9 protein-coding genes and 1 pseudogene are annotated in these 14,829 nt (G+C 45.5%); 3 read left to right on the top strand and 7 right to left on the bottom strand.

All coding sequences use genetic code 11. From position 1 onward, the window contains the following. Positions 1–146: 146 nt before the first annotated feature. Together R7070_RS17800 and R7070_RS17795 are read right to left on the bottom strand one after the other, a co-directional pair. Positions 147–1,415 carry an O-acetylhomoserine aminocarboxypropyltransferase/cysteine synthase family protein gene (locus R7070_RS17800; RefSeq protein WP_005381677.1) on the bottom strand — a complete coding sequence of 423 codons (1,269 nt, stop codon included), beginning with the start codon at positions 1,413–1,415 and terminating at the stop codon, positions 147–149. Between the two features lie 117 nt (positions 1,416–1,532). Then, complete coding sequence (locus R7070_RS17795) at positions 1,533–2,444, bottom strand: LysR substrate-binding domain-containing protein (protein WP_053302974.1); 912 nt, start codon at positions 2,442–2,444, stop codon at positions 1,533–1,535. Positions 2,445–2,550: 106 nt separating this feature from the next. Here R7070_RS17795 and R7070_RS17790 point away from each other — a divergent pair, with 106 nt between their 5' ends. Further along, positions 2,551–3,807 carry a D-amino acid dehydrogenase gene (locus R7070_RS17790; RefSeq protein WP_256900449.1) on the top strand — a complete coding sequence of 419 codons (1,257 nt, stop codon included), beginning with the start codon at positions 2,551–2,553 and terminating at the stop codon, positions 3,805–3,807. Positions 3,808–4,114: 307 nt separating this feature from the next. Then, positions 4,115–5,662: an alanine/glycine:cation symporter family protein gene (locus R7070_RS17785; RefSeq protein WP_005381681.1), complete on the top strand. Its 1,548-nt coding sequence runs from the start codon at positions 4,115–4,117 to the stop codon at positions 5,660–5,662. 100 nt (positions 5,663–5,762) lie between these two features. Here the strand turns inward: R7070_RS17785 and R7070_RS17780 are convergent, their stop codons facing one another. The 5 genes and pseudogenes from R7070_RS17780 to guaB all read right to left on the bottom strand — a co-directional run bounded on the left by R7070_RS17780 (position 5,763) and on the right by guaB (position 13,257). After that, positions 5,763–6,353 (bottom strand): acetate uptake transporter, encoded by a 591-nt coding sequence (locus R7070_RS17780; RefSeq protein WP_005381682.1) that lies wholly within the window; start codon positions 6,351–6,353, stop codon positions 5,763–5,765. A gap of 182 nt (positions 6,354–6,535) precedes the next feature. Then, on the bottom strand, positions 6,536–8,239 hold the full coding sequence (locus R7070_RS17775; RefSeq protein WP_258647244.1) for a chitinase: 1,704 nt from the start codon (positions 8,237–8,239) through the stop codon (positions 6,536–6,538). Positions 8,240–8,451: 212 nt separating this feature from the next. After that, positions 8,452–9,974 (bottom strand): annotated as a pseudogene (locus R7070_RS17770) (Na+/H+ antiporter NhaC family protein). Positions 9,975–10,137: 163 nt separating this feature from the next. Continuing rightward, on the bottom strand, positions 10,138–11,691 hold the full coding sequence (guaA, locus tag R7070_RS17765) for a glutamine-hydrolyzing GMP synthase (protein ID WP_005381685.1): 1,554 nt from the start codon (positions 11,689–11,691) through the stop codon (positions 10,138–10,140). A 99-nt stretch (positions 11,692–11,790) separates the two neighbouring features. Beyond that, positions 11,791–13,257, bottom strand: coding sequence for an IMP dehydrogenase (gene guaB, locus R7070_RS17760; protein ID WP_017633908.1), 1,467 nt, complete (start codon positions 13,255–13,257; stop codon positions 11,791–11,793). A gap of 232 nt (positions 13,258–13,489) precedes the next feature. On the opposite strand from guaB, the gene xseA reads away from it, so the two are divergent. After that, entirely contained in the window at positions 13,490–14,821 is a 1,332-nt protein-coding gene (gene xseA, locus R7070_RS17755) for an exodeoxyribonuclease VII large subunit (protein ID WP_017633909.1), read from the top strand. Positions 14,822–14,829: the final 8 nt, after the last annotated feature.

The following is a 14,829-nucleotide window of genomic DNA, read 5'->3' as shown; positions in this document are numbered from 1 at the left end:
AGAGAATAAATCTCACCCTCTATGAGCTTTTGGAATGCCACAAACCAAAAACACCAAAACCCTTGATATTTAAACAATAAAATAAAAATAGGCCAGCTTTTTTAAAGGCTGGCCTATGGGTAACCCAAAGCTAAAAACAGAATCGTTTACGCGTTTAGTGCCTGTTCTAAATCGGCTAGAATATCGTCAATATGTTCAATACCCACCGATAAACGAATCATCTCTGGAGACACACCAGCTTGTTTTTGTTCTGCTTCGCTCAATTGACGATGAGTCGTCGATGCAGGATGACAAGCCAATGATTTTGCATCGCCAATGTTCACCAAACGCTTAAAGATTTTCAAAGCATCATAAAAACGCACACCAGCGTCATAACCATCTTTTAAACCAAACGACAAAATCGCAGAAGGCTTACCTTTCATGTATTTTTCGGCGAGATGGAAGTGTTCAGAACTTGGCAATCCGGCATAACTTACCCAACTGACTTTGTCATTCTGTTCCAAGAATTCAGCCACTTTGAGTGTGTTCTCGGTATGGCGCTCCATACGCAGCGGTAACGTTTCTAGCCCTTGCATAAGCATAAATGCATTCATCGGTGATAATGCGGCTCCGGTATTACGCAGTGGTACGGTACGCGCACGCCCGATAAATGCCGCCTCACCAAACGCTTCGGTATACACCACGCCGTGGTAAGAAGGTTCTGGTTGGTTGAAAACAGGAAAGCGGTCTTTGTGCTGCGCCCAAGGGAATTTACCTGAATCCACAATCACGCCACCCAATGTGGTGCCATGCCCACCAACGTATTTAGTGAGAGAGTGAACTACGATATCCGCACCGAACTCGATGGGTTTGCACAGCACTGGCGTCGCGACGGTGTTATCCACAATCACAGGCACGCCTTGTGCGTGAGCAAGCTCCGCCACACGTTCTAAATCGATGATATTGCCCGCAGGGTTCCCAATGCTCTCGCAGTACACCGCTTTGGTATTTTCATCAATTAATTCGGCCAAACTTTCTGGCTTGTCATCTTTAGCAAACTTCACCTGAATACCTTGATTTGGGAGCATGTGCGCAAACAAGGTATAAGTACCGCCATAAAGTTGCGGCGTAGAAACGATGTTATCGCCCGCTTGCGCTAACGTCAGAATCGCATAGTTAATCGCTGCACTCCCCGCACTCACGACCAATCCAGCAATGCCGCCTTCTAACGCTGCCATGCGTTTTTCCAGAACATCGTTAGTCGGATTCATGATGCGAGTGTAGATATTCCCCGGCACTTCCAAGTTAAACAGATCAGCACCATGCTGCGCGTTGTCAAACTCGTACGCGACTGTTTGATAAATCGGCGTCGCGACAGATTTAGTGGTAGGGTCAGTTTCGTAACCAAAATGGATGGATAGCGTTTCGTCTTTCATGTTCTTCCCTGTCTTTCATCACTCAAATAGCGGCAAGAAAAGCACTTACCTTGCTTAAAACTTATATTGCCCAATTTTTCAACAAATAACGTAGGGATGAATCACAGAGATAAAACGCTATTTCAACTGTCCAAGTAACCAGTGACGAAACGTTTCTGTCGCATTCGTACGTGTGTTCATGATCAAGTAATACCCTGCATTAGCAGGAATCGGTTTGAATGGAGAAACCAAACGCTCTGTCGTCAATTCATCCTCAATCAGTGCCATTCGTGCCATCGCAATCCCAACGCCTGCTTCGGCTGCAGACATTGCCATATCCGTTCGATTAAAAAAGTGTCCGATATCGGTTTTAAAATCCAACCCCATCGCTGACGCCCAATATAGCCACTCATAGTCACGCGTCGCTTTTTCCCATGGCATCGCATCGTGTAGTAGCGTCGCCTCTTGCCATTGCTTCACTGGCATTGAGTTTTTTTGCTCACCAAACAACGTTTTTAGCCAGCCATGATCCTCAAGGTATTTTGGACTCATCACCGGTAGCAGATGCTCATCCAAAATCAGCTCCGCGTTAGCATTTCTATAAGGATGAAGACCATAGTCAATTGCGACGTCATAGTCTTTTATCTCACTATTTACCAGCGCACCTTCCGCAAAGATTTGTACTTGGATATCCGGATTATCATGATGGAAGCTTTCGAGCTTTGGGACTAACCATTTGAAAGCAAAAGAAGGCGTCAACTTCAAACGAATTTCATTGGTTTGCTTTTCTACTTTGAGCTCATCAAGCAATTTGCTCAGTTCCGAAAAGTGAAACTGCGTCGCTTGGTGTAACTGAGTGCCTTTTACGGTTAAACGAATACCGCGAGAATGGCGTTCAAATAAAGTAAAACCTAATAACGCTTCCAAATGAATAATTTGTTGGCTTATGGCACCAGTGGTGAGGTGTAAATGTCTTGCAGCACCAGTAAAGCTGTTGTACTCCGCGACTTGGCTAAATAAACACAAACCACTTATCAGATTACTTTTCATCCTTGAGCCTATAGTTTTTCTAAACGCTGTGTGTAATTTATATCGATTGTTAACAAAAGGTAAAGAAAAGAAACTGAGCACTCTGATAAATGTGTGGAGTGCATCAATGGAAGTCATCGTATTAGGCAGCGGCGTTATCGGCTTAACCTCTGCTTGGTATTTATCTCAAGCAGGCTATCAAGTTACCGTCATTGACCGCCAAGCAAGCAGTGCCATGGAAACGAGCTTCGCCAATGCCGGGCAGATCTCATATGGCTATTCTTCGCCTTGGGCTGCGCCTGGTGTTCCTGTTAAAGCCATTAAGTGGTTAATGGAGGAGCATGCTCCACTTAAAATCAAACCCACTCTGAATGCCGACATGATCCGCTGGGCAAGTAAAATGGTCGCGAACTGCACCCTACCTCGCTATCAAGTTAACAAGGCTCGCATGCTTTCGATCGCCAACCACAGCCGTATTTGCTTAGAACAGTTACGCCAAGAACACGCCATTGAGTATCAAGGGCGTCAGTTTGGGACCTTGCAAGTATTCCGAACACATCAACAGCTGCAAGCTATTGAAAAGGACATGCAGCTCCTTGAACAAAGCGGAACCCGATTTAAGCTAATGGACGTCGAACAATGTATTGAACAAGAGCCAGGGCTTGCACTTGTGAAAGACAAACTGGTTGGTGGCTTGCATCTACCTGATGACGAAACGGGCGATTGCCATCAATTTTGCCAACAACTAACAGAGCTTGCTAAGGCACACGGTGTCCGATTTGAGTTCGATACTGAAGTAAGCAATTGGGTTACAGTAGGCAAAAAGATCATAGGTGTCCAAACGAACCGAGGACAATTTAAAGCAGACCAATATGTGGTGGCCTCTGGCAGCTACTCTACAGCGCTACTCAAGCAACTCGATATTGATATTCCGGTCTACCCTGTCAAAGGCTATTCACTCACCATCCCGATGGAAGATGAACACTTCTCTCCTCGATCTACTGTGATGGATGAAACCTATAAAGTCGCTATAACTCGATTTGATGACAGAATTCGCGTAGCTGGCACCGCAGAATTAGCAGGGTTTGATGCTTCCCTTCCACAAAAGCGCAAAAACACCATCGAAATGGTCATCCGTGATCTTTTTCCTCGTTGTGGTGACTTCAGCCAAGCTGAGTTTTGGAGCGGCTTTAGGCCAATGACGCCTGATGGCACACCAATTATCGGCGCGACTAAATACGATAACCTTTTTACTAACACCGGACACGGAACTCTGGGTTGGACGATGGCTTGTGGTTCAGGTCAATTGCTAGCAAGCGTAATGAAAGGTGAAAAAACAAAAGTGATGGATAATGCGGAGCTTAACCTTTGTCGTTACGCCTGAGGACATGACTGAACAAAAAACAGGCAGACACTTACTCCACAAAATGCATAACCACTGGCATTTTTAACTCATCAAAATCGCAGCACATTTAAATGACAATGTGCTGCATAATTAATCATCAGGCAAATCTTCTACCTAAAAGGAGCAAATAAGCAACAAGAACCAAATTTTAACAACTACTCTCCATTCTGTGTTCATCATCACGCTACAAAGGATTTGTAGCTAAAAAAGTTAACAATTGCATTACATAAAGGGTAATGTATTGTGTGAAAAACAACCACAAACACAACTAACAGGGAAAATACTCATGCAGTCATTAGTTGATTTTCTGAATGGAATTATTTGGAGCCCGGTACTGATCTATTTGTGCCTTGGCGCAGGTTTGTTCTATTCAATCATGACGCGTTTTGTACAAATTCGTCACTTCTTTGAGATGTGGCGCTTATTACTTTCAGGGAAGAGTTCAACAAAAGGGATATCATCATTTCAGGCACTTGCCGTTTCACTGTCTGGCCGTGTAGGTACAGGTAACATTGCTGGTGTTGCTGCTGCTATCGGTTTCGGTGGCCCAGGCGCCGTATTCTGGATGTGGGTCGTAGCCTTCTTTGGCGCTGCAACCGCATACGCAGAATCAACACTTGCACAAATTTATAAAGAAGAAGACGAAGGCGAGTTCCGTGGTGGCCCTGCTTACTATATTGAGAAAGCAATGGGACAAAAATGGTACGCTTGGATCTTTGCTATCGCGACCATCTTTGCTTGTGGTGTCCTACTTCCTGGCGTTCAATCGAACAGTATCGGTAACGCAGTAGAAGCCGCATTTGGCTCAGGTGACATGATTGAAACCGCTATTGGTACCTTCAGTTTTGCTAAAATTTTCACTGGTACGGTTGTTTGTGTCATTTTGGCTTTCATCATTTTTGGTGGCGTAAAGCGTATCGCGAACTTTACCCAAGTCGTTGTGCCATTTATGGCGTTAGCTTACATCATTACTGCGTTTGTCATCATCCTTCTAAACATTGGTGAGGTTCCACGCATTTTCGGCATGATCATTGGTGACGCATTCACACCAATGGCAGGCGTTGGTGCAGCAATCGGCTGGGGTGTAAAACGTGGTGTCTACTCCAACGAAGCAGGTCAAGGTACTGGTCCTCACGCAGCAGCAGCAGCGAGTGTTGATCACCCAGCTCAGCAAGGTCTTGTTCAATCTTTCTCTATTTACATCGATACACTACTTGTGTGTTCAGCAACCGCGTTCATGATTCTTATCACTGGCGCGTACAACGTAAATGGTGCGATTGAAGGTACATTCCTGGTTCAAAACCTACCAGCGGATATTGGTGCAAATGGTCCTGTGTTTACACAGATGGCGATCGAAAGCGCACTACCTGGCGTGGGTAAACCATTCATCGCAATCGCTCTATTCTTCTTCGCGTTTACGACCATTCTGGCTTACTACTACATTGCAGAAACGAACATTGCTTACATTCGTCGTACGTTCAAAGTAAATGGACTGATGTTTATTCTGAAAGTCATCATTATTTCATCCGTGTTCTACGGAACCGTGAAAACCGCCAACTTAGCATGGGCGATGGGTGATGTAGGCGTAGGACTGATGGCGTGGCTAAACATCATCGGTATTTTGATCATCTTCTTTATGTCGAAGCCTGCACTCAAAGCACTGAACGACTACGAAGAGCAACAAAAACGTGGTGTGACCGATTTTACATTTAACCCTGTTGCACTGGGCATTAAAGGCGCAGATTACTGGGAAGATAAGTACCGACGTAAAACGGGTAAAGCACCAACGGCAGACAGCAATAGCGCAGAAACTGTTGAGCAACCATCAACATAGCGTTATCACATAAATAAGAAAAAGCAGTGGTCCGATTGAGGACATAAAAAAGGGGGATTAACCAATGGTTAATCCCCCTTTCTTCATTATGAGTAGCAGCTTAGGCGATAACCGCTTCAACTTTACGAGCGATTTTTGCTTTACCTACAGGTAACACTTCACGACCAAATTCGTTGTTCAGTACTTGTGCCATTGCGAAGTAAATTGCACTTGCGCCACAGAAGATACCCTCGAAGCCAGCGATAGCACCGATCACTTCGCTACCAGTGAAATCACGAGCAGCAAGCAAGAAGAACAGGATAGTTAGAGAGCCAAATACCACTTGCTTCGCTGTTGGGTAACATAGAGAACCAATGAACATGAAACCAGTGAAGATGCCCCAAAGCGCTAGGTACCAACCCATAAAGCTTGCAGGGCTTGCAGGAAGACCCATGTGAGGCATTACGATTAGACCAACCAATGTTAGCCAAAATAGACCGTAAGAAGTAAACGCAGTTGTGCCGAATGTATCACCGCGTTTAAAGCACATGATGCCAACGATTACTTGGCTAAGGCCACCGTAAAAGATGCCCATCGCTAGGATCATAGAGTCAATTGGGAAAAATCCTGCATTATGAATATTGAGCAGAATAGTGGTCATACCGAAACCCATTAGACCTAGCGGTGCTGGGTTAGCCAGTTTTGTCGACATGTACAAATACCTTTTTTCAAAAATGTTGATAAAAAATGCGCGCGAATTTTAATGGGCTGCAGAACAAAAGAGAAAAGCTGTTATTGAAAACTTAGATTCCACAAATAAACCACTACATATATAAAAAAAGACCCTGCAAAAAAGCAGAGTCTTTATAGATAGTTAGGTTGTTTTTTACTCGATCACTGACAAGAAATCTCGTCCCAGAACCAGTTGCTTTGCGTTGGGCTTTCCCACACTCCTGGGCCATTTTTCGCAACAAAACATTTGTTTTGGTACGTCACTTTATCGCCGTTAGCGACTTGCGTTACACCCGGCTCCCACTGAATAAAATTGCCTGTCACTGGTGGTTCTGGCTCGGTTACTGGCGGCTCAGGTTCTGTGACGGGCGGCTCTGGCTCAGTCACCGGTGGTTCAGGTTCCGTTGTAGGCGGCTCCGTAGGAGTGCCTGAAACCAGCTTCCACGGGTCTCCTTTCGTTGGCTCATTACCTTGTGACCACCATTTCGCTTCGTAAACAGCACCTTGGTAAGAGACTTGATCACCCGTGTTATATACTTTGCCAGAATCCCAAGCTGCCACACCACCTACAGGCGGATCGACCGGATCCACTGGGTCTAACTTGTCAACTACACGAACTTCTGGCCAACCCGCATGAGATTGGTAGAAGTTAGTTACACATTTCTCATAATCACCTGCAACTAGCGCAGAGTAAGCCGTTTGGAAACCAACAAGTTCACATTCAAAAGAGTGGCCTCCAGGACGATCTGAGTAGTATTTCCAGTTACCATCCCAGTTGGTGTAAAGCACGTCTGTCGCACCATTTAGATTTAAGCTGCCGTAAGGCGTCTGCTGCCAACAGGTATTGGTCTCATCGGCTTCAATTGGAATTTGATAATGAGCGGCAAGTCCTTCCCAATAGCGAATACGGTTAACAGGTTGACCTTTATCTTTGTTTTGCTCACCACACTCAATACCACCATTGATCACGTTGATGGTGGTACCAAAGCCGTAACCAATGCCAGCATCAAGCTCACGCTGTGAAGGCACCCAAGTACGGTCAATCACATGTAGCATTGCAGGTTTCGGTGCTTGTGGAGTTAGGAAGAACCAGATAGCCGATGCCAAGTTCAGCCATGAATCCGCAACCAAGCCTGGATTTTTTAGCAATACAGATGCATCGCCATCAAACATCACTTCAGAGAACGCGCCATAGTTAAAATGGTAAGAAAGCTGTTTAGCACCACGTCCAAAGTAACCTTGTCCTGGTTCACATGGCCAACGCTTATTTTGCCAGTTATTCTGACCACAACCGGTCGTGTAACCTTCTTGACCTTCTGACCAGCCCATTTCACGCACATGAACCAAAGCTTGCTGCCACTCTTCCAATCCAAGAGGGTTATCCGATACGTTATCAATCGAAATATGACCACCAGTTTCCTGCGCAAAGTGAGCAAAGGCTGTCACGATCGATTTTTTACAAATCGCATCCGAATCTCGACCATCCGTGTACTCACCACAGAATGCAGGGAACTTACCAATTGCACGTAGGAAACGCGTGTAAGTGTATTCAGGTGCCGCCATTTGAGTCAGGAAGTCCCACTCACTTTCAGGGAACACACGCTCTACACGCTTCACGTTTTCTGGATTGGTTGCCGCTCCTGGAACAATCGCCTCCACCACTGAGTTCGGGCGCGTCTCTAATGCTTGTGACCAAATGGCATACATAGGGTCAGAAGTTTTGCTTTGCTCTACGGCTTGAACGTCACCACGAGCAATAACATAACCATTCGGATTTTGCGGATCGGGCTGAATATTCATACTCGCATTCACTTGTGCTGCTAAGACACAACTCAATGCAAGAGGAAGATGTTTGAGTGCAAACATGTCTAGTCTCCGGATTTCAACAATACAATATACGAGGAATAACTAGACATATAGTGGATCATATATACGAAACACCGAGCCAAGTACGTTGATTCTGCGAGACAAAATGAATAAATAGGTCCTCACACACATTTTGTCACAAGAAAAATGTTACCTTGACTCAAAAGAAAAGCGGAGACCCTGTGAGCCTCCGCTTTGTGATGTTTCTCTCTTTATTGTTCTGCCGAAACCACCTCTAGCTTCGCGGTTGACTTTTGTTTAGACAGCACAAAATAAACCACACACTGAGAAATAATTGCGGCAAGCACAATCACTGGTGAGGCGTTGATTCCAGCTAAAAGAAAACACCCCAATGCGATCATTCCATTGAGTAATGCGTAAGGTAATTGTGTACGGAAGTGCTCATACTGTTCACACCCCGCTCCTGTCGACGACAAAATCGTAGTTTCAGAGATGGGAGAACAGTGATCGCCAAACAAGCCACCAGATAATACCGCACCAATACAAACCAACAGTGGTGCATCAATCGCAACGGCAGTTGGGATTACTAATGGCATCATGATGGCGAACGTCCCCCAAGATGATCCCGTAGCGAATGAGATAACACCAGCAAGCAAAACGCAACCGCTGGCAATAACCAGTAAGGGAAACCGGCTTGAGCTTGTTCAGCAATGTATGCAGCTGCACCTAATTCTTTCCCAACCGAGCTAAGCGCCCAAGCCAATACCAGAATCACCGCCACTGACATCATGTTTGACATCCCTTTCAGATAAACCTGAATACCATCCGAAAGCTTTCTTACGCCATAAAACGCCATCAGCGCAATTAAAGTGAAGGCCGCGAAGAAATATGCCGAAGAAAGTGCAGCCCTAAACGTTGATCCTGCCACTTTTTGAAATGGAAAACCGTGTGGCACGAGGATGGTACATAGAACCACCAGCATAACGAGCAAAGGTGCCCATACAAAACTAGATTTTGCATTTTTATGCGTAAACACATTCATAGACTCCTGTACTTTCCCAAAGTCGGAGCCCTGCTCTGCTAGTTGTTCAGCCTTCGCCATCGGTCCGAAATCTAATTTGAAGAAAGAGACAATCGGCACAATCGCGATCGCAAGAAAGGCGTAAAACTGATACGGGATCGCACCAATGAAAGCATCCCAATCACTCATACTGACATTCAGGGCAGTAAACTCTTTTTGAATCAATCCCATGATGTAAACGCCCCATCCGATAAAAGGGATCAAGATTGCGACGGGAGAGGAAGTAGAGTCGATAATAAAAGCTAATTTTTGGCGTGATACTTTTAACTTATCAAATAAAGGGCGAAAAACAGGGCCAACAATCAGTGGTGTACCAAGGTCTGAGAAGAAAATAACCACACCACCGAACCATGCGGACAGTTGAGCTTGGCATTTACTCGCAACCCATTGAGTAACCTTTTTAGCAAACGCCACACCACCGCCAGATTTCTCCATCAAGGCAACAAAGCCACCAATAAAGACCAAGAGCAAAATGACGCCCGCATTGTAGCTGTCAGTTAATTGCGGCAGTAGATAGCTTTTCATCAATGCACTAAACGAGTCTAGTGGCCCTTTTTCGACAAATGTCCCTTCGAGCATAGCGACACCACTCACCACACCCGCGAATAAACCAACAACGACATTTCTTGTGGTCAGCGCGAGGAAAAGAGTAATAAGGATGGGAATGAGAGAGGTAACGTCAGCCTGTTCCATAGCAATACCATTTATGATAATCAAACAATTAAAATGAATATATATTTAATTTAACCGCATGTATATATCTCACAAAAAAGTTGAGCCACCTCTTCACAAACTTGAAGTACAAAAAAACCAGCCCGAAGGCTGGTTCTTATAAACTCAACAGTCTAGAGGAAAATTATTCCCACTCGATAGTCGCTGGTGGCTTACCTGAAATGTCGTAAACAACACGAGAAATGCCATCAACTTCGTTGATAATACGGTTAGATACCTTACCTAGGAAGTCGTATGGTAGGTGTGCCCAATGAGCAGTCATGAAGTCGATAGTTTCTACCGCACGTAGAGACACAACCCAATCGTACTTACGGCCATCGCCCATTACACCAACAGAACGTACTGGTAGGAATACCGTGAACGCTTGAGATACTTTGTTGTATAGATCAGCTGCGTGCAGTTCTTCAATAAAGATAGCATCAGCACGGCGTAGCAAGTCACAGTATTCTTTCTTGATTTCACCAAGAACACGAACACCTAGACCTGGACCTGGGAATGGGTGGCGGTAAAGCATGTTATAAGGCAGGCCTAGCTCTAGACCAATCTTACGTACTTCATCTTTGAACAGCTCACGTAGTGGCTCAACAAGACCCATTTCCATGTCATCTGGAAGACCGCCTACGTTGTGGTGCGATTTGATCACGTGCGCTTTACCAGTCTTAGATGCAGCTGACTCGATTACATCAGGGTAAATCGTACCTTGAGCTAGCCATTTCGCGTTTTTCAGCTTCTTAGACTCTTCATCGAATACATCTACGAATACGTGACCGATAGTCTTACGCTTCTCTTCTGGGTCAGACTTGCCTTCAAGTGCTTTTAGGAAGCGTTCTTCAGCGTCAACTTTGATGATGTTCAAACCAAATTGGTCGCCGAACATATCCATTACTTGTTGACCTTCGTTTAGACGAAGTAAACCGTTATCAACAAATACACACGTTAGCTTGTCGCCGATTGCACGGTGAACCAGCATCGCGACTACCGATGAATCAACACCACCAGATAGACCTAGGATAACTTCGTCGTCACCCACTTGCTCTTTAATGCGAGCAACCGCGTCTTCGATGATAGATTCCGAAGTCCATAGACGCTCACAGCCACATACGCCAAGAACAAAGTTCTCAAGCATTTGTAGGCCACCTTTTGTGTGTGTCACTTCTGGGTGGAACTGAACACCGTAGTATTTCTTCTCTTCGTTCGCCATCGCAGCGTAAGGACAAGTGTCTGTCTCACCAACTTTTACGAAATCGGCTGGGATCTCTACTACTTTGTCGCCATGGCTCATCCAAACGTCTTGAGTTGCTTCAAGGTCTTTAAATAGAGCACATTCACCAGAAACTTTAACCTGAGCGTAGCCAAACTCACGTTCGTTAGAGCCCGCTACTTTGCCTCCTAGCTGTTCCGCCATGGTTTGCATGCCGTAACATACGCCAAGCAAAGGAACACCAGAATCAAACACATATTGAGGCGCGCGTGGAGAGTTCTCTTCCGTTACGCTTTCTGGACCGCCAGATAGGATAATGCCATCTGGGTTGAATTCGCGAATATCCGCTTCTTCTACATCCCAGCTCCATAGTTCACAGTAAACGCCGATTTCACGTACGCGGCGTGCTACTAATTGAGTGTACTGAGAACCGAAGTCCAAGATCAGAATACGTTGGTCATGGATATTTTTAGTCATTTTGAGCAGTCTTTTTAAGGCTAAGTGATTAAAACCGAGGCGAGTGTACTCGCCTCTTCTTAATGCTTCAAGGAAAAAGCAAACGTTTCCGTTGGGTAATTAGTTCCCTAGACGGTAGTTCGGTGCTTCCTTAGTAATTTGAACATCGTGTACATGAGACTCTTGCATACCAGCACCAGAGATACGTACAAATTCAGCTTTCGTACGCATATCTTCGATAGTTGCAGAACCAGTTAGACCCATGCTTGAACGTAGACCACCCATTTGTTGGTGTACGATCTCTTTTAGACGGCCTTTGTATGCGATACGACCTTCGATACCTTCTGGTACTAGCTTGTCCGCTGCGTTGTCAGACTGGAAGTAACGGTCAGAAGAACCTTGAGACATAGCACCAAGAGAACCCATGCCGCGGTAAGACTTGTAAGAACGGCCATTGTATAGAATCACTTCACCCGGCGCTTCTTCAGTACCAGCAAACATAGAACCAACCATCACACATGATGCGCCAGCTACGATTGCTTTACAGATATCACCTGAGAAACGGATACCACCGTCAGCAATAACCGGAATACCATAATCATTAGCCACTTCTGCCGCATCTGCGATTGCAGTGATTTGTGGAACTCCCACACCCGTTACAATACGAGTTGTACAGATAGAACCAGGGCCGATACCAACTTTCACTGCGCTTACGCCAGCTTCGATTAGTGCTTTAGCACCAGCACCTGTTGCTACGTTACCACCGATGATGTCTAGATCTGGGTAAGCAGCGCGAGTTTCGCGGATGCGGTTTAGTACACCTTCAGAATGTCCGTGTGAAGAGTCGATAAGTAGAATGTCAACGCCTGCTTCAACTAGAGCAGCAACACGCTCTTCGTTACCCGCACCAGCACCAACTGCTGCGCCAACACGTAGGCGACCACGCTCATCTTTACATGCGTTTGGTTTACGTTCTGCTTTGTGGAAGTCTTTCGCAGTAATCATACCGGTTAGTTGGAACTCATCATTCACAACCAATACTTTCTCTACACGAGCTTCGTGCATTTTCTCTTGCACTTCTTCTCGTGTTGCACCTTCTTTAACTGCTGCCAACTTCTCTTTTGGCGTCATTACTGAAGATACTTTCTTAGAAAGGTCCGTCACAAAACGAACGTCACGACCAGTGATAATACCAACAAGCTCATTGCTCTCAGTGACAACAGGGAAACCTGCAAAACCATGCTTTTCAGTGAGTGCAACAACATCAGCGATGGTCGCGTCAGGGTTTACAGTAACCGCGTCAGTTACCATACCAGCTTCGAACTTCTTAACTTTACGAACTTCGGCTGCCTGCTGCTCAATAGACATGTTCTTGTGGATAAAGCCAATGCCACCCTCTTGCGCTAGCGCAATTGCTAGACGAGCTTCAGTAACAGTGTCCATAGACGCTGAAATCATTGGGATGTTTAGGGTGATGTTCTTAGTTAGCTGAGTGCGAAGATCAGCTGTGTTTGGGAGAACGGTGGAGTGTGCTGGCACAAGTAGTACGTCATCGAATGTCAGCGCTTCTTTGGCAATTCTTAGCATTTGCAATATCTCACAATTAGAGGAGTAAAAAGAACAATCCAATCTCATCGTTTCGCATAATGAGGGTAACCAGTTTTAGGTTGTTGGCTACATTTGGATTAGATATTGCGGAGGGATTATACGGTTAACGCAATCGCTTGACCACAAATTTTTTAATTTTTTTCTTGCAATTACCCCCTTGCTATGTATTATATTGCCGCTAATTTCCATACTCACGTCTAAGAGATTAGCTGTGCTCTCCAAGACCAATCAAAACATCTTTACTGTTTCTCGTCTCAACGCAGAAGTTCGCTTACTCCTTGAAAACGAAATGGGGATCGTTTGGCTCGTCGGAGAGATATCCAACTTTTCAGCTCCTGTCTCTGGTCACTGGTACCTCACTCTTAAAGACTCTCGCGCTCAAGTTAAATGTGCCATGTTTCGTGGTAACAATCGCCGCGTTACTTTCAAGCCCGCTAACGGTAATCAAGTCCTAGTAAAAGCTCGTCTTTCTCTTTATGAGCCTCGCGGTGACTACCAATTGATCATCGAAAGCATGCAACCGGAAGGTGATGGCCGTCTTCAACAAGAGTTTGAAGAGCTGAAAATGAAGCTTGCAGCAGAAGGGTTGTTCGCGCAAATCAATAAGCAATCTTTGCCTGAGCACCCTAAACGTGTTGGCGTCATCACATCGAAAACTGGTGCCGCGCTTTACGATATCTTAGACGTATTGAAACGTCGTGATCCTTCCCTACCTGTTGTGATTTATCCGACAGTGGTACAAGGTGAGGACGCAGCCATTCAAATTGCACAAGCCATTGGTCGCGCTAACAGCCGTGATGAATGTGATGTGCTAATTGTGGGCCGAGGTGGTGGTTCATTAGAAGACTTATGGTGCTTTAACAACGAGATATTAGCTCGCACGATTGCAGCAAGCCAAATTCCTATTATTAGCGCCGTTGGACATGAAGTTGACGTGACAATAGCTGATTTTGTCGCCGACGTACGCGCGCCTACTCCATCAGCAGCCGCTGAGCTAGTAAGCCGTGATAACAGCCACAAAGATCAAGCTTTAGTTACCCGCCAGCATAAGTTAGCGAGCGCGATGCGTTACTACCTAGCACAACAAAAGCAGCAATCTGCTCAATTAGTGCACCGTCTAGAGAGACAGCACCCAAGCTATCGCTTGCAACGTCAGACGCAACAGTTAGATGAGTTGGACATGCGCTTACAGCGAGCGATGAGTCGTTTTATTGCCTTGCGTCAACAGCGAATCGAGCGTCAACATTATCGGCTGCAATTAAATTCTCCTGTAACACGCCTTGCCGAGCAGAAGTCGAAGCTAGAACGTGTTGAGCAAAAGCTCATGGATGCAATGGATCGCAAGTTACTGACTATGCGCCATCAACTCGCGATTGCTGCAGAGAAGTTAGACACCGTCAGCCCACTAGCGACATTGAAACGAGGTTACTCAATTACTCAAACTGAGCAAGGAAAAGTAATTACGCAATCTTCAGATGTAAAATCGGGAGATGTATTGATTACTCGATTAGCCGAAGGCGACGTTCGCTCTACCGTTAACTGAATACAAAC

This window comes from Vibrio sp. 1557, from assembly GCF_033340175.1.
GTDB classification, from domain to species: Bacteria; Pseudomonadota; Gammaproteobacteria; order Enterobacterales; family Vibrionaceae; genus Vibrio; species Vibrio alginolyticus.
This window is presented reverse-complemented; position numbering and strand designations above follow the sequence as displayed.